Origin of the sequence: Haloechinothrix salitolerans, from assembly GCF_042662605.1 — a bacterium.
In the GTDB taxonomy this organism is placed as follows: domain Bacteria; phylum Actinomycetota; class Actinomycetes; order Mycobacteriales; family Pseudonocardiaceae; genus Haloechinothrix_A; species Haloechinothrix_A salitolerans.
The window spans coordinates 3,475,550-3,497,514 of the sequence record NZ_JBHSXX010000001.1; the positions used below are offsets into that span (position 1 = coordinate 3,475,550).

General features: G+C 67.0%; 22 protein-coding genes and 1 riboswitch. Of the genes, 8 read left to right on the top strand and 14 right to left on the bottom strand.

Annotated elements, in window-relative coordinates; translation table 11 throughout:
* Positions 1-78 precede the first annotated feature (78 nt).
* Positions 79-396: a hypothetical protein gene (locus ACFQGD_RS16525; protein ID WP_345398879.1), complete on the top strand. Its 318-nt coding sequence runs from the start codon at positions 79-81 to the stop codon at positions 394-396.
* Complete coding sequence (locus tag ACFQGD_RS16530; RefSeq protein WP_345398882.1) at positions 396-1,490, top strand: integrase core domain-containing protein; 1,095 nt, start codon at positions 396-398, stop codon at positions 1,488-1,490. Before ACFQGD_RS16525 ends, ACFQGD_RS16530 begins: the two co-directional genes overlap by 1 nt.
* A 50-nt stretch (positions 1,491-1,540) precedes the next feature.
* Here ACFQGD_RS16530 and ACFQGD_RS16535 read toward each other — a convergent pair whose 3' ends face one another.
* From ACFQGD_RS16535 to mftA, 7 genes are all read right to left on the bottom strand, one after another.
* A complete protein-coding gene (locus tag ACFQGD_RS16535; protein WP_345398848.1) occupies positions 1,541-2,143 on the bottom strand; it encodes a glycosyltransferase in 603 nt (200 codons plus the stop codon).
* A 116-nt stretch (positions 2,144-2,259) separates the two neighbouring features.
* Positions 2,260-3,449 (bottom strand): IS3 family transposase gene (locus tag ACFQGD_RS16540; protein ID WP_390221019.1). Its coding sequence is split into 2 segments (ribosomal slippage): positions 2,260-3,197 and positions 3,197-3,449, totalling 1,191 coding nucleotides; the frame shifts between segments, so codons are not numbered across the junction.
* A gap of 51 nt (positions 3,450-3,500) precedes the next feature.
* Positions 3,501-4,247 (bottom strand): mycofactocin-coupled SDR family oxidoreductase, encoded by a 747-nt coding sequence (locus ACFQGD_RS16545; RefSeq protein WP_345398956.1) that lies wholly within the window; start codon positions 4,245-4,247, stop codon positions 3,501-3,503.
* Between the two features lie 2 nt (positions 4,248-4,249).
* Positions 4,250-5,422, bottom strand: coding sequence for a pre-mycofactocin synthase MftD (gene mftD / locus ACFQGD_RS16550; protein WP_345398959.1), 1,173 nt, complete (start codon positions 5,420-5,422; stop codon positions 4,250-4,252).
* Positions 5,423-5,514: 92 nt separating this feature from the next.
* A complete protein-coding gene (gene mftC / locus ACFQGD_RS16555) occupies positions 5,515-6,696 on the bottom strand; it encodes a mycofactocin radical SAM maturase (protein ID WP_345398962.1) in 1,182 nt (393 codons plus the stop codon).
* Positions 6,697-6,749: 53 nt separating this feature from the next.
* The gene (gene mftB / locus ACFQGD_RS16560) at positions 6,750-7,055 is read right to left on the bottom strand and encodes a mycofactocin biosynthesis chaperone MftB (protein ID WP_390183662.1); all 306 of its coding nucleotides are present in this window, start codon (positions 7,053-7,055) and stop codon (positions 6,750-6,752) included.
* Complete coding sequence (gene mftA / locus ACFQGD_RS16565) at positions 7,045-7,161, bottom strand: mycofactocin precursor MftA (RefSeq protein ID WP_345398968.1); 117 nt, start codon at positions 7,159-7,161, stop codon at positions 7,045-7,047. The genes mftB and mftA overlap by 11 nt, the downstream gene beginning before the upstream one ends.
* Positions 7,162-7,271: 110 nt before the next feature.
* Between mftA and mftR the strand changes: the two genes are divergently transcribed.
* A complete protein-coding gene (gene mftR / locus ACFQGD_RS16570) occupies positions 7,272-7,859 on the top strand; it encodes a mycofactocin system transcriptional regulator (RefSeq protein WP_390221149.1) in 588 nt (195 codons plus the stop codon).
* 22 nt (positions 7,860-7,881) lie between these two features.
* On the opposite strand, the gene ACFQGD_RS16575 is transcribed toward mftR, so the two are convergent.
* Positions 7,882-8,850, bottom strand: a complete 969-nt coding sequence (locus ACFQGD_RS16575) for a TerC/Alx family metal homeostasis membrane protein (protein WP_345398974.1) — start codon at positions 8,848-8,850, stop codon at positions 7,882-7,884.
* 29 nt (positions 8,851-8,879) lie between these two features.
* On the opposite strand from ACFQGD_RS16575, the gene ACFQGD_RS16580 reads away from it, so the two are divergent.
* Positions 8,880-10,078, top strand: a protein-coding gene (locus ACFQGD_RS16580) for an IS3 family transposase (RefSeq protein WP_345398863.1) whose coding sequence is annotated in 2 segments (ribosomal slippage) — positions 8,880-9,138 and positions 9,138-10,078 — 1,200 coding nt in all. Because the reading frame shifts where the segments join, the coding sequence is not laid out codon by codon here.
* Positions 10,079-10,276: 198 nt separating this feature from the next.
* Here the strand turns inward: ACFQGD_RS16580 and ACFQGD_RS16585 are convergent.
* The gene (locus ACFQGD_RS16585; protein WP_390221064.1) at positions 10,277-10,711 is read right to left on the bottom strand and encodes an FHA domain-containing protein; all 435 of its coding nucleotides are present in this window, start codon (positions 10,709-10,711) and stop codon (positions 10,277-10,279) included.
* 162 nt (positions 10,712-10,873) lie between these two features.
* On the opposite strand from ACFQGD_RS16585, the gene ACFQGD_RS16590 reads away from it, so the two are divergent.
* Together ACFQGD_RS16590 and ACFQGD_RS16595 are read left to right on the top strand one after the other, a co-directional pair.
* Positions 10,874-11,914 (top strand): sodium:calcium antiporter, encoded by a 1,041-nt coding sequence (locus ACFQGD_RS16590; protein WP_345396608.1) that lies wholly within the window; start codon positions 10,874-10,876, stop codon positions 11,912-11,914.
* A gap of 624 nt (positions 11,915-12,538) precedes the next feature.
* On the top strand, positions 12,539-13,780 hold the full coding sequence (locus ACFQGD_RS16595) for a GGDEF domain-containing protein (RefSeq protein WP_345396611.1): 1,242 nt from the start codon (positions 12,539-12,541) through the stop codon (positions 13,778-13,780).
* 12 nt (positions 13,781-13,792) lie between these two features.
* On the opposite strand, the gene ACFQGD_RS16600 is transcribed toward ACFQGD_RS16595, so the two are convergent.
* Positions 13,793-14,647 (bottom strand): IclR family transcriptional regulator, encoded by an 855-nt coding sequence (locus tag ACFQGD_RS16600; protein WP_345396614.1) that lies wholly within the window; start codon positions 14,645-14,647, stop codon positions 13,793-13,795.
* Between the two features lie 84 nt (positions 14,648-14,731).
* Positions 14,732-15,847, bottom strand: coding sequence for a cobalamin-independent methionine synthase II family protein (locus ACFQGD_RS16605; RefSeq protein ID WP_345396617.1), 1,116 nt, complete (start codon positions 15,845-15,847; stop codon positions 14,732-14,734).
* 22 nt (positions 15,848-15,869) lie between these two features.
* On the opposite strand from ACFQGD_RS16605, the gene ACFQGD_RS16610 reads away from it, so the two are divergent.
* Positions 15,870-16,769 carry an ABC transporter substrate-binding protein gene (locus ACFQGD_RS16610; RefSeq protein WP_345396620.1) on the top strand — a complete coding sequence of 300 codons (900 nt, stop codon included), beginning with the start codon at positions 15,870-15,872 and terminating at the stop codon, positions 16,767-16,769.
* 110 nt (positions 16,770-16,879) lie between these two features.
* Here ACFQGD_RS16610 and ACFQGD_RS16615 read toward each other — a convergent pair whose 3' ends face one another.
* The 3 genes from ACFQGD_RS16615 to ACFQGD_RS16625 form a co-directional block, all read right to left on the bottom strand.
* On the bottom strand, positions 16,880-18,085 hold the full coding sequence (locus ACFQGD_RS16615; protein WP_345396623.1) for a cysteine desulfurase-like protein: 1,206 nt from the start codon (positions 18,083-18,085) through the stop codon (positions 16,880-16,882).
* 137 nt (positions 18,086-18,222) lie between these two features.
* A complete protein-coding gene (gene metE / locus ACFQGD_RS16620; RefSeq protein WP_345396626.1) occupies positions 18,223-20,508 on the bottom strand; it encodes a 5-methyltetrahydropteroyltriglutamate--homocysteine S-methyltransferase in 2,286 nt (761 codons plus the stop codon).
* 141 nt (positions 20,509-20,649) lie between these two features.
* Positions 20,650-20,893: riboswitch (cobalamin riboswitch) on the bottom strand.
* A gap of 231 nt (positions 20,894-21,124) precedes the next feature.
* Positions 21,125-21,685, bottom strand: coding sequence for a TetR/AcrR family transcriptional regulator (locus ACFQGD_RS16625; RefSeq protein WP_345396629.1), 561 nt, complete (start codon positions 21,683-21,685; stop codon positions 21,125-21,127).
* Between the two features lie 96 nt (positions 21,686-21,781).
* Between ACFQGD_RS16625 and ACFQGD_RS16630 the strand changes: the two genes are divergently transcribed.
* Entirely contained in the window at positions 21,782-21,964 is a 183-nt protein-coding gene (locus ACFQGD_RS16630; RefSeq protein WP_345396632.1) for a hypothetical protein, read from the top strand.
* Position 21,965: the final 1 nt, after the last annotated feature.

Sequence of the window (21,965 nt, forward strand, 5' to 3'; positions counted from 1 at the left end):
ATTTGATCTTTGAAATACCCAGCCACGAAGCGGTGTGTCTGACCGTTCCGGAGGCTGATGATGACGTCCAATACGCCCATGAAGGCACGCAAGCAGCGACGGCTGCTCTCGCCGAGCCAGAAGTACGAGATGTATGTGTCGGTGCTGACTGGGCAGTGCACGCAGCGGGAGGCCGCGCAGAAGTGGAAGGTCGACCGCACCACGGTGACCACGATCTGCCGTACCGCCAAGCAGGGCGCGCTGACCGCGCTGTCGGCTCGGCCGGGCCGGCCGGGCAAGACAGTCGAGCAGCTGGAGTTGGAGGAGGCGCGGGCGGAGGCCGAGCGGCTGCGCGCCACGGTGACCGAGCAGGCGGTGGCGCTGCATCTGCACGAGGGAAAACCCGCCTGGGGCTGATGGCCGGCCCGGTCCCGGCGCGGGTGCACGCTGACGTGAAGGCCGGCCTACTCGAGTTGATCGAGCACGCCGTCGAGCGTGGCTGGTCGGCGCGGCGGGCATGTGACCGGCTGGGCCTGGAACACGGTCGCTACCAGGCGTGGCTGGCCCGCCAGGCCGCCGGGCGGCTGGACGACCTACCGCCGGGCGGGCATCCCCTGCACGGGATCCTGCCGGGCGAGCGGGCCGCGGTCGTGGAGCTGTTCGAGACCTGGGGCGAGACCGACCGTAGTCATCGCAAGCTCGCCCACCGCGGCTCGCGGATCGGACTGGTGCATGTCTCCGAGTCCACGGTGCGGCGGATCCTGGCCGCCGAACGGCTCGTTCTTCCTGGTCAGCCGCCCCGCGAGCCGATCGGTCGGGCGGAGTGGCCGCCCTGGCTGGAGTGGAAGCCCAACCGGGTGTGGGGTTACGACTTCACGCACTTCACCCGCGCCCGGGTCGCCGCGATCGCGATCCTCGACATCGTCTCCCGCAAGTGGATCACCACCCTGGTGTCGGCCGAGGAGTCTTCCACCCAGGTCGAGGTCGCCTTCACCGACGCGCTGGAGGCCGAGAACCTGTGGGCGGCCGCCGACGCCCGCGCGACCGACGCGCTGGTGGCCGCGCTGGCCTCCGGCGACCGCGACGCCGTCGGCACCGCGATCGGTGACGGGCAGCTGCCGTTGCTGCTGGCCATCAGCGACAACGGGCCGCAGATGCGCAGCCACACCACCCGCGAGTTCCTCGCCGGTGTGGCCATCGCCCGCCAGTTCGGACGGCCCGGCACACCGACCGATCAGGCGTGGATCGAGACGCTGTTCGGGCACGTGAAGGGCGAGTGGCCGCACCTGGAAAAGATCCGCGACCCCGGCGAGCTCGAAGCCGAACTCGAGCTCGTACGGGCCCAATACAACGGGGTCAGGCTGCACGCCGCCATCGGGTATGTCACGCCCGACGACGAACACGAAGGACGAGGTGACGCCATCCGCAAGAACCGACGCGACGGACTCGCCCAAGCACGCGAGAACCGCCTGGCATACCGTCGAAGCAGAGCACCTGAGGAGAACCAATGACCACGCACCGGCCGTGGCTGGGTATTTCAACCCGCGATTGGTCAATTAACTCAGACACACCTCAGTGCGGCGGCCGCGACGTCGGGGTCGTCGAACAGCCCGAGGATCGCCTCGAGCCAGTCGGGTTCGGGGAGGGTGTCGGCGTCAAGGAACGCCACCAGATCGGTGCTCGCCTGCCGCCAGCCGGTGTTGCGGGCGGCGGCGGGCCCGGCGGGGGTGCGGTGCCGGAGGGTGGCGTCCAGGAGTGGTGCGGTGGAGCCGTCGTCGACGACGATGGTGGTGAGGTCGCCGGTGGCGGCGCGGAGCCGGGCGAGCCCGTGGGGGTTGTCGTTGACCGGAACGACGACGGTGACGTCGGCGGGGGTGTAGCGGCCGGGCCGAGGTTCGGGGTGGATGAGTCCGGCGTCGAGGAGGCGACGGGCGAGCGCGGTCTCGCGCGGGGCGGTGCCGATGGGTTGGCCCGCGCACCAGCGGTCGAGCAGTGTGGCGCCGTGGGTGGTGAGTCGTAGGAGTCGGGTGGGGGAGCCGCCGAGCATGACGCGGCCGCCCGCGTGGCGGCGCAGCGACACATCGGGGGTGACGTGGTGTCCCGCGAGCGCGGTGTCGGATGCCGGAGTGGGTATGTGGCGCGCTCCCGGTGTGTGGCTGGTCATGGGGTGAAGCCGCCGTCTGCGTGGAGGGTGGTGCCGGTGATGGCGTTGGCGTCGGGTTGGCACAGCCACGCCATGAGCGGCCTCGATCTTTCCGGACAGCTGTTTAGTGGGTCAATTCATGCCGCTTGCTGCCGGTTCAGGTACTCGTTGTAGACCTCATTTGGGGCCTTATAGTCGAGTCCCGAATGGAGACGTCGACTATTATATCTAAGTTCGATATAGGCAGCAATATCTGTCCTGGCCCTCTTTCGGGTGGAGTAGATCACTCGGTGAACCCGCTCGTTCTTCAGGGCACCAAAAAACGATTCGGCCATCGAATTGTCATAGCATATTCCCGTGCGTCCGACCGATTGCCTGATGCCCAATGATCGGAGCGTGCTGGCAAACTGGGCGGAAGTGTAATTGCTGCCACGGTCGGAGTGGAATATCGCCCCGCGTGCGATAGGATAGTTGCGTACGGCCATGCGAATCGCCTTCTCGATGAGAGGCGTCTGGTAATTATCGTCCATCGCCCACCCGATAACGCCCTTCGTATGACAGTCGATGACCGTCGCGAGATAAACCCAGCCCTCCCACGTAGGGATATAGGTAATATCGCCAACCATCTTCTCGCCGGGCGCGGATGCGGCGAAGTCGCGGCCAACGAGGTCGGGCAGCAAGCTGGCAGACGGCTCAGTCAGGCCGAGTCGCCACGGACGGGGCTGGCAAGGCTCGAGCCCCAGCTCACGCATGATGCTGCGGATCAGCTCAGGGGTGCACCGCTCACCCTGGCGCTGCAGCTGGGCGTGGACGCGCCGGTGACCGTAGGTCTCATCCGAATCGTCGAAAACCTTCGTGATCAACGGAGCCAGGTAGGCGCGACGCTGCGCCGTCGCGCACTTGGGCCGACAACGCCATTCATAGAATCCCGACTTCGACACACCCAACCATTCGCACATTTTGGTCACTGTGTACTTTTTCTCGCCAGTATCGGTCACTGCGCCCTTCTCCACCTCGATGAACTCGTACCTCTCGTTCACCGATACTCGCTCGCGAAGAAGGCTGCGGCTTTTCCCAGGAACTCCTTCTCCATCCGTAGCTCACGGACTTCCTTCTCCAGCTCACGCAGCCGCGCGCGCTCCGACACGGTCAATGGTGGCTCGTCCGCAGCATGAGCCTTCCGGTAGTCGTTCACCCAGTTACGAAGCGTTTGCTCGTTCAGCCCGTTCTCCCGCGCGACCGACGCCACCGGGCGGCCCGTCTCGACCACCATTTTCGCCGCCTCCTCCTTGAACTCAGGAGTAAACGACCGACGATTCTTTGACACTGGCTTCCTCTCTTCCGAACAAAAACCCTAGTGGGTTCGCTGTCCGGAAGATCAACAGCCCCTCACCACGGTGGCGGCGACCTCATCGGGCTCAAGCAGCCTGCCGATCAGTTGGTGCTGGGCGAAGTCATGGGGGCTGTTGAGGTGGTAGAGGCGGGCGGTTTCGGTGAGCATGTCGGTGTGGGTGGAGCCGGGGGAGACGGCGGTGGCGGTGATGCCGGTGCCGCGCAGGTCGTGGGCCAGTGCCCGGATGAGTCCGATGACGGCGTGTTTGGCGGCGGTGTAGCCGGCGAGGTGGTAGAGGCCGCGGTGGGCGGCGGCCGAAGCGAGCGCGACGAACCGGCCGCTGCGTGGTTCGGGCCTGCGGAGCAGGGCGGGGATGGTGGCGCGGGCGAGGTTGGCGACGCCGTGCACACCGACGTCGAACAGCGCGTCGAAGTCTTCCGGCTCGGTTTCCCACAGTGGTTGTCCACCGGCCATGATCCCGGCGGCGGCGATGGCGGCGTCGAGGCGGCCGAACCGGTCTTCGGCGACGGTGACCGTGTCGCGTAGGGCGGGCAGGTCGCCCACGTCGGCGACGACGTCGACCACGCGGTCGGGGTGTTCGGCGGCGAGCGCGGCGAGTTGGTCCTTGCTGCCGAGGGGGTAGGGCACGCGGGGGTCGTTGGCGCAGCGGTCGACGGCTATCACCCGCCAGCCCGCACCGGCGAGTGTGCGGACGGTGGCCGCGCCGATGCCGCGGGCGGCGCCGGTGACGACCGCAACTCTCGGGCTGCCTCTGGGAGTGTCGGCGGACATGGCTACATGCCTCGGGTGAATCCGTGGGGGATGACGATGTCGTCGGGGGAGAGGTCGGCCAGTGAGGGGCGGGCGAGGGCGTAGAGGGTGGAGTCGATGCCTTGGCGGAGGATCTCGAGGACGTTGTGCACGCCGCGTTCGCCGTTGGCGGCCATGCCCCACAGGTAGGGGCGTCCGATCATGACGGCGTTCGCGCCGAGGGCGAGGGCTTTGACGACGTCGCTGCCGCGGCGGATGCCGCCGTCGAGCAGGATCTCCAGCTGACCGTTCACGGCGTTGGTGATGGAGGGCAGAAGTCGGATGGTGGCGGGGGTGGAGTCGAGGTTGTTGCCGCCGTGGTTGGACACCGAGATCGCGGTGGCACCGATGTCGATGGCGCGTTTCGCGTCGTCGGGGTGGGTGATGCCTTTGAGTAGGAACGGTCCGTCCCACTGTTGGCGTAGCCAGGCGAGGTCGTCCCAGCTGGGTGGTGGGGTGAACATCCATTCGCCGTAGGCGCCGAAGAACGTCGGCCCGGCCTCGCCGCGCGGCACGAGGTTCGGCGTGGTCAGGTCGGGCAGGGTGCCCCGGCGGAGGAACCGGGCCAGCCAGCCGGGCCGGGCGAGCACTTGGGGTGCGAATTTCGTCATGGTCTTGAGGTCGACCGTTTCGGGTAGGGGTGGGCTGCCCCAGTCGCGGGCGGTGACGAAGCTCCAGTCCAGCGTCACCATCAGGCCCTTCGCGCCGGCGTGTGTGGCGCGGTCGAGGCGGGCGAGCATGCTGTCTTTGTCGCCGAGCCAGTAGGCCTGGAAGAACGTTTTCGGGTTGGCGGCGACGACGTCCTCGATCGGTTTCGACGCGAACGACGACAACCCCAACGCGGTGCCGGAGGTGGCGGTGGCGCGGGCGACGGCGACCTCGCCGTCCGGGTCGACCGCCTGCACCCCGGTGGGTGAGCAGAGCACCGGCAGCGACAGCTCTTGGCCCATCACGGTGGTGGTGAGGTCGCGGTGAGCGGGCAGGTCGGCGATGTGGGGGCGGAACCCGAGTTCGGCGAACGCGGCGACGTTGTCGTCGAGCGTGCGGCCGGACTCCGAGCCCGCGAGTAGCGCCAGATACACCGACTTCGGTACCCGCTTACGCGCCATCCGCTGGGCCTCGGCGACGGTCTCGAACCAGTCCTTGGTGCTCGCCATGAGTGTGTCCTTCGTGATGTTTCGGTGGATCGTGGGTGGAGAGTGTGAGTCGTTGTGGTCGCGATGACGGCCGAAACGACTCACACCCCTCGTCAGCGCAGGTCGGCCAGCGGGCTGGTGTCGCACGCCCGATCCGGCACCGACGTGCGCGGGGTGGGCATGCCGAGACCGATCCGCGCCGGGCGGGCGGTGCGGGAATGGTCCTTATCCGGTGTGGGTGTGCTGTTGGCGCCGACGGCGGCGAGCGCGGGTTCGGCGTTGCCTTTCACGCACTCCGGGTCGGGGCCATCGAGGGGCAGGCCGGTGAAGAACTTCGCCGCCATGCAGCCACCCCGACACGAGTCGAACGCCGAACAGGACGTGCAGGCACCACCGGTTTGCGGGCTGCGTAGCTCGGTGAACAGCTCCGAGTGTCGCCACACGTGGGTGAACCCACCGGTGTCGCGAACATTGCCCGCGAGGAAGGCGTCGTGGATGGCGAACGGGCAGGCGTAGACGTCGCCGACCGGGTCGATCAAACACACCACCCGGCCCGCGCCACACAGGTTCAGTCCCGGGAGCGGGGTCGAGCCGAGGGCGTTGAGGTGGAAGAACGAGTCGCCGGTCAGCACGTTCTCGCCGTTGGCCAGCAGCCAGTCGTAGATCTGGCGCTGCTGCGCCTGGGTGGGGTGCAGCTCATCCCACACGTCCGCGCCCCGCCCCGACGGACGGAGCCGGGTGATGCGCAACTGCGCGTCGTAGGCGTCGGCGATGGCCTGGAACTCGTCAAGCTGATCGACGTTCTGCCGGGTCATCACCACCGAGATCTTGAACCCGGTGAACCCCGCGGCGGCGAGGTTGTCCATCGCGCGCACCGCCATGTCGTACGAGCCGGGTCCGCGCACGTGGTCATTGACCTCAGGCGTGGCGCCGTCGAGCGAGATCTGGATGTCGACGTAGTCGGTCGCCGCCAATTGGCGTGCCCGGTCGGGGGTGATGCGCACGCCGTTGGTGGAGAACTTCACCCCGACGTCGTGCGCGACGGCGTAGTCCAGCAGCTCCCAGAAATCGGGCCGCACGGTCGGTTCGCCACCACCGATGTTGACGTAGAACACCTGCATCCGCTGCAACTCATCGATGACCGTCTTGCACTCGGCGGTCGACAACTCACGCGGATCACGCCTGCCCGACGACGACAGGCAATGCTCACACGCCAGGTTGCACGCATACGTCAGCTCCCACGTCAAACAGATCGGCGCATCAAGACCATCCTGAAAGTGCTCAACCAGCTGCATACGCTTTCCTTCCCGTCGTGAGTGCTGATCAGGATGAGAACTCCGATCAGCACTCACGACCCGGTCTCGCGCGGCTGGATCATGCCCGCCTCGGCAAGACCAGCCAGGGCGTGTAGGTACTGCGGATGTTCGTCGGGGGGCACACCGGCCCCCGTCAACGCGTGAGTGACGTCGGGCGCATCGGCGAGTTCGCGAACCACCCGCACCAGCGTCGGCGTCTTGAGGAATGACAATCGCCTGCTGTGGAAGTCGTATGCCAGCGCGCCGAACGGCTCCGGTCGCAACGCCACCGATGGCGCCAGTCGGTACGGCGAGGCTGGGTCCAGCCTCGCCGTACCGGTAGCGGCCTCAGTAGACACCGCACATGCCATCGATCGACACATCCTCGACCAACAAGTCCTCGGCGACGTCGTCAGTGCTCTCGGCATCGACGGCTACTGTTGTCGTGATCTCCTGGTCGCTCATCGCGTGCCCTCCTCATTCTGGTGGGGTATGCACAGCACTAGCCGGAACATAATGACACCGAGTGTCAATTGGGAAGGGATATGACCGCGACACCGTCCGATCGGCAGCGAATGGGCACCACTCGGAGAGGGCGGCGCCCCTCGACCAGTCCTGTGCACCTGGAGGGTGTGGCGTTCGAGCTGTTCGGCAGCAAAGGGTTCGATGCCACCACGGTCGATGACATCGCCAAGGCCGCTGGCATCGGACGGCGTACGTTCTTCCGCTATTTCGACTCCAAGAACGACGTGGTCTGGGGAAACTTCTCCGAGCACCTCGGCTACATGCGCGAGCAGTTCGCCCAGTGTCCCGCTGACCAGCCCCTCATGGATGCCGTCCGCACTGTCGTCGTCGACTTCAACCGGTTCGACCCCGATGAGGTGCCCTGGCACCGCAGGCGGATGGAGTTGATCCTGCGCACGCCCGCGCTCCAAGCCCACTCCACATTGCGCTACGCCTCATGGCGCCAGGTTGTCGCCGAGTTCGCCGCGCACAGGCTTGGGGTACCCGAGGACAGCCTGGTGCCACAGGCGCTGGCCTACACCGCACTAGGCGCCGCGCTCGCCGCGTATGAGCATTGGCTCGCGAATCCGGGCGAGAACTTGACCGACATCATGGACAGTGCCATGCGGGACCTAGCGAACGGGTTCCGTGTGGAGTGAGGCAGTGCGGTGAAAGCGTCCTTCACCGTGCCGTGTCGCGTGTTCGATCGCGGTGCGCCTGGACCGCACCGGCGTGCGCCCGCGCCGTGGGATCGCGGCGAACCTTGACCAAGCTCGCCACCGTCACGACGGAGAGCACCACCACGATCACGCCGAGGCTCACCAGCGTTGGGATCTCCGGCACGCTCTTGTCGACGTCGAGATGCGCCCACTGCAGAAGCAGTTTGACCCCGATGAACGCGAGAATGACCGACAAGCCGGTCGACAGGTACACCAGGCGATCCAGCAGGCCCTTCACCAGGAAGTACAGCGCGCGCAAGCCAAGGAGCGCGAAGGCGTTGGCGGTGAACACGATGTAGGGCTCGTTGGTGATGCCGTAGACGGCCGGAATCGAGTCCACGGCGAACAGCACGTCGATGCTGCCGATGGCCAGCAGCACGATGAACAGTGGCGTCACCGCGCGGTGGCCGTTTACTCGCGCGACGAGCTTGCCGTCGACGTAGTCGTCGGTGAGCGGCAGGATCTTGCGTGCGGTGCGAATCACGAGGCTGTTCTCGACATCCGGATCCTCGTCGCGGTGCCGGAACAACTGGATCGCCGTGTAGATCAGCAGCAGCCCGAACAGGAGGAACACGAAAGAGAACAGCGAGATCAGGCTCGCGCCGATCGCGATGAACACCGCCCGCATGGCCAGCGCCAGCACGATGCCAAAGGTGAGCGCTTTGTGCTGATGCCGCGGCGGCACGCTGAACGTCGTCATGATGAGGACGAAGACGAAGAGGTTGTCCACCGACAGGCTTTTCTCGACGAGGTAGCCGGTGAAGTACTCGATGCCTAAGTCGCCGCCGTGCGCCATGGTGAACCAGACGCCGAAGGCGATCGCGACGAAGATGTAGAAGATCGACCAAGCGGTCGCCTCACCAAACCCGACTCGATGCGGGCGCACCGCCGCCGCTGGGGTGCCCGTTATTTCCCGGACTGTGGACCGCATAGGGTCCGTTCTGGAAGGGATGTTGGTTCGTGGCAAGGAAGTATCAGAAGTACACGCCTGAATTTCGTGAGCAGGCGGCGAAGCTGGTTGTGGAAGGGCAGCGTCCGATCGCTGAGGTCGCTCGCGAGTACGGTCTCGGGGAAACGACCCTAGCTAATTGGGTGAAGAAATACCGCGAGGATCACGCCGGGGACGAGCCGCCGCTGGAATTGTCTGAGCGTGCCGAACTCGCCGAACTGCGTCGCCGGGTGCGCGAGCAGGAGATGGAACTGTCCTTTTTGAAAAAAGCGGCAGCGTACTTTGCGAGGGAGCAGCGGTGAGCGAGAAGTACGAGTTCATCGCCGCCGAGTACGCGCACAACAAGGGCCATAATGTGGCGGACGCTCCCACCCTGACGCAGATGCTGGCGTGGCTGGATGTGTCGAAATCGGGCTACTACGAGTGGTTTCGCCGGCCGCCGTCGGCGACCGAGCGGCGCCGCGAACTGCTCAAGACCAAGATTGAGACACTGTTTGACCTCTTCGGCGGCACCTACGGTTACCGGCGGATCCATGCCGAGCTCGTCCGTGCTGGTGAGCGGGTCGATGACGAGACGGTCCGCCAACTCATGCGCGAGATGGGCCTGGTCACGGTGCAGCTGAAGCCGTACCGCACCACCACCGTCCGCAGCGCTGAACAGCCCGACGGCGTGCCAGATCTGGTCGAGCGGAACTTCACCGCCAACCGGCCCGGGGCCAAGCTGGTCGGCGACATCACGTTCATTTCCACCTGGCAGGGCTGGCTGTATTTGGCGACCGTGATTGATTGTTTCAACAACGAGGTCATCGGCTACGCGATGGCCGATCACATGCGCACCGAATTGGTCACCGACGCCCTCGACATGGCCGCACGAAATCACACGCTTGAGTCGGGCTGTATTATGCACAGCGATCGCGGCACCCAATATACATCGGCCGAATATCGCGCGAAACTGGATGAACTCGATTTGCGACATTCCCTCGGTCGCACCGGGATTTGTTGGGATAACGCGCTCGCCGAGTCGTTCTTCGCCAGCCTCAAAAACGAGCGCGTTCATCATATGGTGTATCCCACACGAAAAAGGGCTTCGACTGATATTGCCCGCTATATCGAACTTCACTACAATCGGCGACGAATCCATTCAGCACTGGGATACAAAACTCCGCACGAAGTCCGCAACGAATACCTGAATCAGCAGTTCGCGGCATAAAAGGACACAAACTCACCAGTCCGGAAAACACGGGGCAGCCCACGCGGCCAAATCAATCGCCAGCAGCCCGAGGACAAAGCCAACGGTGAGGGACCAGGTAAGCCAACCGATCTCAAGCATCGGCCGAATGATTACCCCGGTGGCGACATCGCTAACCGCGAGCCGGTGCGCAGAGGGTCGCGAGCCGCCGAACGAGCGTCACTGGCCGGTGAGGAAGACGAGGCGGAACTTGCCGATCTGCACCTCGTCGCCGTGGGTGAGTTCGGCCTCGTCCATCGGGTGCCGATTGACGTAGGTGCCGTTGAGGCTGCCGACATCGCGGATCACGAACTGTCCCTGCCGACGGTGGAACTCGACGTGATGCCGCGAGACCGTGGTGTCATCGAGGAAGATGTCGCTGTCCGGATGCCGCCCCACGCTGACGGTGTCCTTGTCAAGCAGGAACTGTGAGCCGACGTTCGGTCCGCGTTTGACCACCAGTAGCGCCGAACCCGCCGGGATGCGGGCTTCAACGAGATCATCCGAGGACTGCGACTCGCCTCGGCCCGCGTCGTTGCGGAAGGCGGGCGTGAAGTACGAGGTTCCTTCTGAGGACTCTCCGCGGCGGTCGTCCGGCTCGGAGTTCATGTTCACGTCGGCCAACTCCTCATCGTGCTGCTCGTTCCCCGGGCCTGGTCGTGCGCTGCGTGTCACCGTAGTCGTCCGGCCAAGATCGGGCGAACCGTATAAAGTCTTAAGACTGCCACCTAGCGCCCGCACGGACCACGGGATGGGTGATACCGGTTCGTGCAGGGTATGTCGTGGGACGTGGTGCCCGCGACGTCTACAGTAGGGATTGCTGGCGGGATCTTCATCGCGGCGGCCGTGGTGACGATCGTGTTCAGCATGCGCCTAGTCCGGTTGGGTGATGCCCTTGCCGACCGCACCGGCTGGGGCGAGGCGTTGTTCGGCGCGGTGTTGTTCGGCGCCGCGACGTCCCTGTCCGGCATCGTGATGACCGGCGTCAGTGCCGGGTTGGACGAACCTGAGCTGGCCTACAGCAACGCGGTCGGTGGGATCGCGGTGCAGACGCTGGCGATCGTGCTCGCCGACATCGCGTACCGCAGGGTCAATCTGGAGCACGCCGCCGCGTCGGCGCGTAACCTCCTCTTCGGTTGCCTGCTGATCGTATTGCTGGCCACGGCGCTGTTCGCTTCCTTCAGTCCAGCGGTGACCGCGTTCGGTGTGCACCCGATGTCCGTCGTCCTGATCGGCTTCTACTGGGGCGGGCTCGCGCTGATCACCAAACAGGGCAGGCCGCTGTGGCGAGCGGTGACGACGATCGACACTCGCGCGGATGTCCCCGAGGCGCACGGCTCGTTCGGGTCGCGCGGTATGGCGGGACTCTGGACCGAGTTCGCCGCGGTCGCGCTCGGCGTCATCGTGGCGGGCTGGGCGGTGGCGCGGTCGGCGGAGGTCACGATCAATGCCACCGGGTTGCGTGCCGGGTTCGTCGGCGCGGTGTTGATGGGCCTCGTCAATGCCCTCCCCGAGATGGTGACGGCCATCGCCGCCGTGCGGCAGGGCGCGCTCACCCTGGCCATCGCCGCGGTGATCGGTGGGAACTGCCTCGACGCCCTCAACCTGGTGGTCGGTGACATCGCCTACCGCGGCGGGTCGCTGTACCACGCGGCAGGACCCGATCAACTCTTAGTGACCACAGCCGGCCTTGTCATGACTGGCGTCGTGCTGGGCGGGCTACTGCTCCGGCAGCGCGGTGGCTGGCTCCGCGTGGGGTTTGACGGCATCGTGCTCGCGCTCGTCTACGCCACGACGGTCGCGGGCCTTGTTATCTAGCCTCGCGTTCCGGCCACGGCACGCGTCGACATCACCATCTGGTGCGGTCGGAGGCGAAAGTAGGCAGAACGTACTCCCACGCGCACGCACTGTCAGGTACCGTTGCAGTCGTCGCTCTTACGAGTGACACCTAACGGCGAAACTGGCAGGGGAACACGTGGGTGTGGATGGGACCATCGGCGTGCTGGCACGCCACAGCCCGCTGGTGCTATCAGCTGTCGCGGTTGCGCATCGGAGACGTCCCTTCCTGGCTGAGTGTGGCCTTGTCAGATCGGCTTCGAACGGTTCAGCTGTCGCGGTTACGCATCGCGCGTGTCCTTCCGTGCGTCGGTGGGGGCTGGTCAGAACGGATTCTTGGTACTCAGGAGTCGCGGTTCGACACTGGAGGCACCTCCCATCGCGCGCTCGGGGAAGAACGGTGCATGAATCGCTCAATAGTGTGAAGTTTCACGATGTCCGGTCTCCCAGCGGGGGTAATGGCGAATTGCAACTACACGCGGTGCCGATTCGGTCACTCCGGGTGGCGGTGACCTGATGCGGTGGACAGATCGTATTGTCCTTGCTTCCCACGGTGGAGGGAACTCTTTCGAGGGAACGACTAGCGAGGCCGACAGATACGGCCGCGTGCGGCGCCTGCTTCGCCCTCACGGTGTCTACGCGCTCCTCGTCGACCTCGCCGCCGTGGTGACGTGCCTGGTCGCGGTTCAGTTGTCCCCGCTGCCCACCGCTAAGGACGTGGTGGCTTTCGGTGTGCTCGCCGTCGTCCTCGGGGCGCATATCGTCATCGTCTGGCGGGGTGAGGAACGCCGACGTGATCGGGCTATGGGGCCGATCTTCGACCTCACCAGTGTGTGGACGTTCGCGGCTGTCGTGGTGCTGCCCGCCGCGTTGGCGCTCGGGTTGATACTCGGCATGCGGATCGGCACGTATGCCATCCGGCGCAGGCCGTGGTGGCGGTATCTGTTCGGCACGGCCGTCATCCTGGCTTCGGCAGCCGCGGCGGAGATCGTGTTCGCGGTCATCGATGCTCCGCTGACGGGTGGTGACGTCGGTGAGCAGGCGCTCATGCTCGCCACGCTCGCCGCGGCTGGCGGCGTGTACTGGCTCGTGCAGGCCGCGGCGCACGCGGGAATACTGACGCTCACGCTTCCCGGCGAACGGTTTCGGGAGCAGTGGGGCACGCGCACGGAGAACTTGATCGAGGCTGGCACGCTCGCGGTTGGCGGGCTGCTCGGCGTCATCATGACGCACGGTGTGCTGTATCCGCTCTTGGTGCTGGCGGTGCTGGCGCCGCTGAACCTGTTGCTCGCCGACCGGCAGGCGGACGCTGCCGAGTTGCGTGAGCACGCCCGCACCGACGCGCGAACCGGACTGCTCAACGCTCGTGGACTCGCCGAGCAGGGGGCTCGCGTGCTGCAGCGCTGTCACGGGTCGGCGTCACCCGCCGCGATGCTGATCATCGACTTGGACTACTTCAAATCGATCAACGACTCCTGGGGGCATCCCGCGGGGGACGCCGTGCTCGGTGCGGTCGGACGGGTGCTCCGACACGCCGTGCGGCCTGGTGACGTCGCCGCGCGCGACGGTGGCGAGGAGTTCGTCGTGGTCCTGCCGGACACCACGATCGAGGACGCGGCGGTGGTGGCGGACCGGATCCGTGCCGAGTTGGCCGCGCTGGAGGTCGTGGCCACTGACAAGAACGGCGCGCCGATCCTGATCACGGACAGGACCGCGTCGATCGGGGTCGCGGCGCAGCCGGACCACGGGACGACGTTCGACGATCTGCGTCGGGCCGCCGACGCCGCGCTGTACGAGGCGAAGAACTCGGGCCGCGACCGGACGGTGCTCGTCACCGAGCCTGCCTGACAGCTGACCTTTTCAGCCGTCGATGCGGCGCCTCAGTTGCGCGGGCTCGCTTGGCGGCGTTCCGTCGAGCCTGCGAGTGAGCGCGTCGGCGGTGGCTCGCACCTGCTCGGCCAGCAGCGGCCAGGTGTCCGGCGGCCGAGCGGTGCGCCGAAACGGCACCGCGATGCTGGCGACGGGGTGGCCGTTGTGGTCGAACGACGGCGCGGCGACACACGCTAGTTCAGGAGTGACCAGGCCGTCCTCGACCGCCCAGCCTTGCCTACGCTCGCTGTTGAGCATCGACCGCAGTTCCGGCAGGTTGCGCGGCCCAGTGCCGGTGCGGGTGGGGAACGAGTCCTTGCTTGGAAACAGTGCGCGCACCTGCTCCTGCGGTAGGTGCGCGAGCAGCGCGCGCCCGGATGCCGTGAGGTGGGCGGGCAGGCGCACACCGACATCGGTGACCAGCGTCGTCGGATGTTCCGGCTGAACCTTGAGCAAGTAGAGCGACTCCGCCCCGTGCAGCACGGCCAGATGCGCGGTGTCACCGACCTCGGAGACCAGCCGGGCCAGTAGCGGGCGTGCGAGGTGCTCCAGCGGGTCGTGGCGCAGGTAGGCGGAGCCCAGCTCGAACACGCCGAGCCCGAGCCCGTACCGGTGCCGCTCGGGGAGGTGCACCACAAGTCCCTCGTCGACCAGCACCGACAGCAGGTGATACATCGAGCTGCGCGGCACGTTCAGTGCCCGTGCCAGCGCCGCCGCGGGTAGTGGATCGGGGCTGGCCGCGAGGCGACGCAGCACGGCGACGGCCGTGCGCACGGCCGGCACGTTGCTGTTCATGCTCCCGCGTGCTGCCTTCGTGCCGCGCTGCCGTGGTGCCGGCTCCGCCATTCGCGCTCCCGATGTCTGAGATCTCAGACCCTAGCTCAGAGCGGCACGATGTCGATGGCGTGGTCGAACCGCACGAAATCGCCGTCACCGCGACCCGAACGCCCGCTCGGCGGTCCGGACGAGCAGGCCCAGTTTGCGGCGCTCGTCGTCGACGCTGAGGGCGTTGCCGAGCAGCGACGTGGCGAACCCGCACTGGGTGCCGAGCGCGAGCCGGTCCGTGCCCACCTCGTCGCCCGCCTCGCGAATCCGCGCCAGCAGCGTGTCCTCCGCTTCGAGATCGGGGCGTTTCGTCGTGATCAGCCCTAGCACGACGGTGCGGTCGTCTGGCACGAGTCGCAGCGGCGCGAAGTCACCTGAACGTTCGTCGTCGTACTCCAGGAGCAGCCGGTCGGCATTGATGGTGCCGAAGAGTTGGCGAGCGATGGCGTCGTAGCCGCCGGACACCAGCCAGCGGCTCCGCTGGTTGCCCCGGCACAGATGGAACCCGGTGGTGGCGGGCCGAGCCGCCGCGATGACCGCGTTGTCGAGTTCGGCGCCGTAAGCTAGCCAGCGTTCGGCGGGCCAGCCGCGCCGTTCGTAGAACTCGCGCCATGCCGCGTCGACCAGCAGCGGGTAGTGCGGCGCGTCGAGCTGCATGTAGTGGCAGCCCAGCCGCGTCAGCTCCCGCACCTCGTCGCACAAGATCTGCGTGACGTCGGCCAGGAAGGCGTCGAGCGTGCGGTACGGTCCCGTCCGCTCCGGCGACCACAGGCTCGCGAACAGCGTGGGGCTCGGCAGAGTCACCTTCACGATCGCGTCGTCGACATGCGATCGCAAGAACGTGAACTCCTCTGCTGCCAGGTTGCGGCGCTTGCGCGGCGGGCCAGTGATGCTCAGGTCGGCGGGCCGGTCGACACTCGTGTCCCCGAACTCCTCGGAATGCCACTCGCCCCATAGCCACGCGTCCAGCCCGGCGCCGGTGATGCCGTCGACGGCCGCGGCCAGTTCGCTCTGAAACGACTCGCGACGCAGCTCGCCGTCGGTGATCACCGGCATTCCAACATCCCGCTGGAGCGCGACGACCTCCCGGACGGCTGTGTCCTCGATCGCCTTGAACTCGGCGGCGGACAGCGCGTCGGCGGCGTGCGCCGACCGAGCGGCCAGCAGGTAGTCCGGCCGCAGCAGACTGCCGACGTGCTCGGTGCGTGCGGTGACGGTCATACATCGAGGCTACGGTGGAGGCATGCGAATCGTGTCGCTCTTGCCCTCGGCCACCGAGATCGTGTTCGCGCTCGGCGCTGGTGACGACTTGGTCGGAGTCACGGTCGAGTGCGACTATCCGGCCGAGGCGCGCGGCAAGCGCATCGTGTCGACCAGCACGCTACCCGGGGGACTGTCCGCCGCCGAGATCGACGCGGTGGTCGCCGAACGCAAGGCGGCAGGCGAGGACGTCTACCGGCTCGATGAGGACGCGCTGGCCGACCTCGACGCCGATCTGGTGCTCACCCAGGACCTGTGTTCGGTGTGTTCTGTCGACATCAGCCAGGTGCGCCATGCGCTCGATTTCCTCGGTAGCTCGGCGGACGTCGTCAACGTCGATCCCCGCACGTTGCCGGAGGTGTTCGACTCGATCCGCACCATCGGCACCGCCCTCGGCCGGACATCCCAGTCCGAACGGCTCGTGGCGGAGTTGTCCGAGCGGCTGGAAGCCATCCGGGACACGGTGGCGGGCCGTCGTCGCGTACCCACACTGGTACTGGAATGGACCGATCCGCCGTACGCGCCGGGACATTGGATTCCGGACATGGTGACCGCGGCTGGCGGTAACTGCGTGCTGGGCCGGTCCGGTGAGCGTTCGATGCGTACCGACTGGGACACCGTGGCGTCGTCCGGTGCCGAGGTGACGATCGCCGCGCCGTGTGGCTTCGACCTTGCCGACTCGGCCGCGCTCGCTTCCGACGTTGTCGGCAAGGACGTCCTGCCATCGGGAGTGCCGGTCTGGGCGGTGGACGCGAACGCGTTGTTCGTCCGTCCTGGCCCTCGGGTCGTCGACGGCGTCGAGGTGCTGGCGACGATCCTGCACTCTGAAGTCGTGGGCGTTCCTGATCCCAGCCGGACCCGTGCCGTGGTGCCGACGTTCTAGTAACGCCCGCGTGTAGGGATTTGCGCATGGGGTCTGGTTGGGAGCCTGCCACGACGGTGGGATGAACGCCGTCGACACGCCGAGTCCGAATTCACCCCACGGATATCTGTTCAACTTCGCAGAAACTCCGCGATTCCGGCGAGCAATCGGTCGACGTCGTCATCATTCGTATACGACGCCATACCAATGCGAAGGCCACCGGAATCGCCCAGACCGAGCCACCGAGACGCCTCGATCGCATAAAACGCGCCCGACGGCGCGTGGATACCGCGCTCGGCGAGAAACCGATAGGCGTCGACGGGGTCGTGGTTGGCGAACGTGATCAGCAGGGTAGGGGTGCGGTCGCTCGCGCGGGAGTGGATTATGAGCTCGTCGAACGCGGACAGTTTTTTCTCGACATGCCCACACAAGACTTCTTCGTGCTCGGCGATCGCGGCGTACGCGGTCGCCAACCGATCGCGACGACGCCCCGATGCGTCCGGAGCGAGTCCAGCGAGGAAGTCCACCGCGGCTCGGGTGCCCGCGAGCAGCTCGTACGGCAACGTGCCGAGTTCGAACCGCTCGGGGATCGCGTCGGTGGACGGCAGCAGCTTGTCGGGCCACAGAGTCTCCAACACCTCGGGTCGCGCCGCGACGACGCCATGGTGCGGACCGAGGAACTTGTACGGTGAGCACGCGAAGAAGTCCGCACCGAGCCGTTCGATGTCGACCAGCGTGTGTGCGGTGTAGTGCACGCCGTCGACATAGAGCAACGCGTCCGCCCGGTGCACGTCGGTCGCGATCTCCGTGATAGTGGGCCGCGTGCCGATGAGGTTAGACGCCGCGGTGATCGCGACCAGTCGAGTGCGGTCGGACAGCGCGGCGCGCACGTGTTCCGGAGTGAGCTCGCCGGTGTCCGGGTCGAACTCTACCCATCGCACTGTGGCGCCCACCTGCTCGGCGGCCTGTACCCACGGACGGATGTTGGCGTCGTGATCCAACCGTGTGACGACGATTTCGTCGCCGGGCGACCAAGTTTTGGCCAGTGCGCGGGAGACGTCGTATGCCAACTGGGTGGCGCTGCGCCCGAACACGACCCCGGACGGTGACGCGTCCAGCAGATCCGCCATCGCCTGTCGGGCTTCGGTGACGATGGCGTCCGCGTTCCGCTCGCCGAGTACGAGGCTTCCCCGGTTCGACAGCGGCCGTGACAACGCATCGCTGATCGCGTCGATGACGGGCCGCGGCGTCTGCGTGCCGCCCGGTCCGTCGAAGTGGGCGACGCCCGCCGCGAGAGCGGGGAACTGGGCGCGGATCGCGGAGACGTCGTAGGTCACGGGAACTCCTATCGGGGTCGCCGACTGTGGTGCCGTTCGGGTAGTGACGGTATCGACATCCGGCGGCCCTGGACACCGCCGCGGCCCCGGAACGCCCGTCGGCGGCCCCGGACGTCTCCGGGGCCGCCCGCGTCGGGCTACAGCGATTCACGCACCGTCGCCGTCGCGCGCACCATGTTCGCCAACGCCGCGTCCACCTCGGCATAGGCTCGCGTCTTAAGCCCGCAGTCAGGGTTCACCCACAGCCGCTCCGCCGGCACCGCGCGCAACGCGGCCCGCAGGAGGTCGGCGATCTCCGCCTGGTCCGGCACGCGCGGCGAGTGGATGTCGTACACGCCCGGCCCGACGCCCCGGTCGAAGCCGACGGCGTTGAGATCATCCAGCACCTCCATGCGGGAGCGCGCCGCCTCGATGCTGGTGACATCGGCGTCCAGTGCCACGATCGCGTCAATGACGTCGCCGAACTCGGAGTAGCACAGATGGGTGTGGATCTGCGTCGAATCCGCCACTCCGGACGTCGCCAGCCGGAACGCCTCCACCGCCCAATCGAGGTACGCCTTGCGTCGTTGCGACCGCAACGGCAGCAGCTCTCGCAGCGCCGGTTCGTCGACCTGCACCACCCGAATGCCTTCCGCTTCCAGGTCGCGCGTCTCGTCGCGGATCGCTAGTGCCACCTGTCGTGCCGTGTCCGCCATCGGCTGGTCGTCGCGAACGAACGACCACGCCAGGATCGTCACCGGCCCGGTGAGCATGCCCTTGACCGGCTTGTCGGTGAGCTGCTGCGCGAACCGCGCCCACTCCACGGTGATCGGTTCTGGCCGTGCGACGTCGCCGTAGAGGATCGGCGGCCGCACGCACCGCGAGCCGTACGACTGCACCCACCCATGGTCGGTCGCGGCGAATCCGGTGAGCTGCTCGGCGAAGTACTGCACCATGTCGTTGCGCTCCGGCTCGCCGTGCACCAGCACATCGAGCCCGATCCGTTCCTGTAACCGGATGACTCGCTCGATCTCGCTCCGCATCCGGTCGGTGTACGTCGTTGGATCGAGTTCACCCGTGCGAAGTGCGGCACGTGCCTTGCGGACGTCGGTGGTTTGCGGGAACGAGCCGATGGTGGTCGTCGGCAACGGGGGCAGGCGCAGCGACTGCTGCTGCGCCCGCTGCCGCGCCGCGTAGTCTCCGCGACGGGTGTGCTCTGGGCGTAGGGATGCCAGCCGCGCGTGCACCCGGTCATCGCGCACGCCCTCGGCGGTGGCGCGGTCCGCGACTGCCTCCCGCGCCTCTGCCAGCTCGGTCGCCACGACGTCACGGCCTTCTCGCAGCGCACGGCCGAGCACCACGACTTCGTGGACTTTCTGCGCGGCGAACGCAAGCCACGACTTGACGCGCGGGTCCAGCCGCGTTTCCACCTCGACGTCGTAGGGCACGTGTAGTAGCGAACACGACGTGCTCACCGCCACCTCGTCGGCGAGGCCGAGCAGTGTGGCCGCCGTCGTCAACGCCTGGTCGAGGTCGGTACGCCAAATATTGCGGCCGTCGACCAGCCCGGCGACCAGCGTCTTGTCCCGCAGGCTTCGGCACATCGACAGGGTATCCACTGTGGACGGCGCGGCGACCAGATCGACGCCGAGCGCCTCCACCGGCGAGGACGCCACTACCGGCAGCGCGTCGCCGAGATTGCCGAAGTAGCCCGCCACCAGCAGGTTCGGCCGGTCGGTCAGCTCACCCAGCGCGTGGTACGCCTCGCGGAGCGCGTCCAGTTCGTCCTGTGAGCGGTCCGCGGCGAAGGCGGGTTCATCGAGCTGCACCCATTCCGCCCCCGCGCGGCGCAGCTGCCGCAGCAACTCGGCGTAGACCTCGAGCAGGTCGCCGAGCTTGTCAAGCGGTAGGAACGACGCCGGCGCATCGTCGTCCGGTTTGGACAGCAGTAGGAACGTCAACGGGCCGACGAGCACCGGTCGGGTCGTCACGCCAAGCTCGGCCGCCTCGCGATACTGCTCGACCGGTGTGCGGTCAGCCAGCGAGAACTGGGTGCTCGGACCGATCTCAGGAACCAAGTAGTGGTAGTTCGTGTCGAACCACTTCGTCATCTCCAGCGGAGACGTCGACGCCACGCCCCGCGCCATCGCGAAGTAGGTGTCCAGCGGGTTCAGGCCGAGATCGGTGAATCGCCTCGGCACGGCGTCGACCATGACCGCCGTGTCCAGCACGTGGTCGTAGAACGAGAACGTGTTGCCTGGCACCGAATCCAGGCCTGCGGCGGCAAGCGAACGCCAGGTGTCGGCGCGTAGCTCCCGCGCCACCGCGCGCAGCTCCGCCTCGCTGCCGCGCGACGCCCAGTACCGCTCCAGGGCGCGCTTGAGTTCCCGGTTCGGGCCTATCCGGGGGTAGCCAAGGACTGTCGATCCAATCGTGCTGGTCAACGCTCTCTCCTCGCGAGCTCGACGGCAATGGCACCGAGGCCAGGGGAGGGGCACGTGCGACCAGCACGGTACGGGCGGCGCGCGCCGCGGAGGCTGATCGTCCGCAAGGTCCTCCCGCGAGACCTCGGACCACGCGCACCGGCGGTGCGCGTACCGGTGGCAGGTCTTCGGACTCGCGGGCGTGTCCTGGCTCGGGGCCAGGCGTGTCTACTAGCCGTCGCTTCCCAGACCGTGTCGGTCCAGTGCGGTCCCGGTCGGGACCGGGCACGGCGTTCGTTCCCGCACACCGCTGCGGGGCAGTCCCGGATTCGCACCGGGTTCCCTCTTACCTCGTTCACCACGTTCACGCGACGTGGGTGAACGAACCACCAGCACCACCCACCGTAGTGATCATGCGCGGCACGGCAAGTGTGTTCGGGATGTGGACGCCCATCGGAGGAATGCGCGCCGTCGCCGTCGCGTGCCTGACGTCGTCCTTTCCAGCGGAAGACGTCGTCGCGAGAGCCACGTCACACCGCGGTTTCGCCAGGTATACGGTCGCGAGAAACCGACAGATAGTCGCGAATCCGGCGCGAATCGCGCGATATCCTTGGCGAAGCCACCCTGGCCGCCCGGGTCACTGGAAGAGCGGTGTCAGTTCCTCAACGACGACGTCCAGCGGCTCGGTGCTGCGTTCCGCGCGGCAGAGCACGACCGCGCCCTCGATCGCCGCGACCGCGACCTTCGCCAGCCGCTTCGAGCGCTCGGAGGGGAGTCCGGCAGCGATCAACAGCTCGCGCAGTTTCTCCTGCCACGCCCAGAAGATCTCGCGGACGGCGTCGGCGGCTTCGGGTAGGTCGCCCCGGTTGTCGACGGCGAGCGCGACGACGGGGCACCCGGCCTGGAAGCTGCTTTCGGTCAGCGTGCGTCGCCAGTAGTCGACGAAGCCGTCGAGCACAACGTGCGGCTCACCGGCGGTGGGCCGGATGTGCCTGCCGATCTCGTTGCCCGCCTGCCGCACCGCGCTGAGCACCATTTCGTTCCGGCCGTGGGGGAAGTGGTGGTACACCGACCCGCGCGGCGCGCCGCTGTGCGCGAGGACGGCGTCGATGCTGACGCCGGACGCGCCACGTTCTCGCAGCAGCGTCACGGCGCTGTCGACCATACGTTGCCGCGTCCGTCCCGGTAGGCGCTTCATCGTCCATCCCCTCGTGTGTTGCGGCATCCCCGCGACATTCAGTGACCAAATATCTACTATGACATAACCCCTAGAGCGCCGCAAGGCGGGGCCGGCTTGGGCGACCTACGTCGCGGCAAGAGCACGGACGCGGAGGGGCCTGCCGGATCGAGCGGTCGCGCCGCCCGACGACGTGGCGCGGGCGACGTCTACTGCGCGTCTCGGGTGTCGAACTATGCCACCACGGCCGAGGACGTCGACCGCTCCGCCGACGCCATTCTGCGCACGGCCGCTCGGTGAT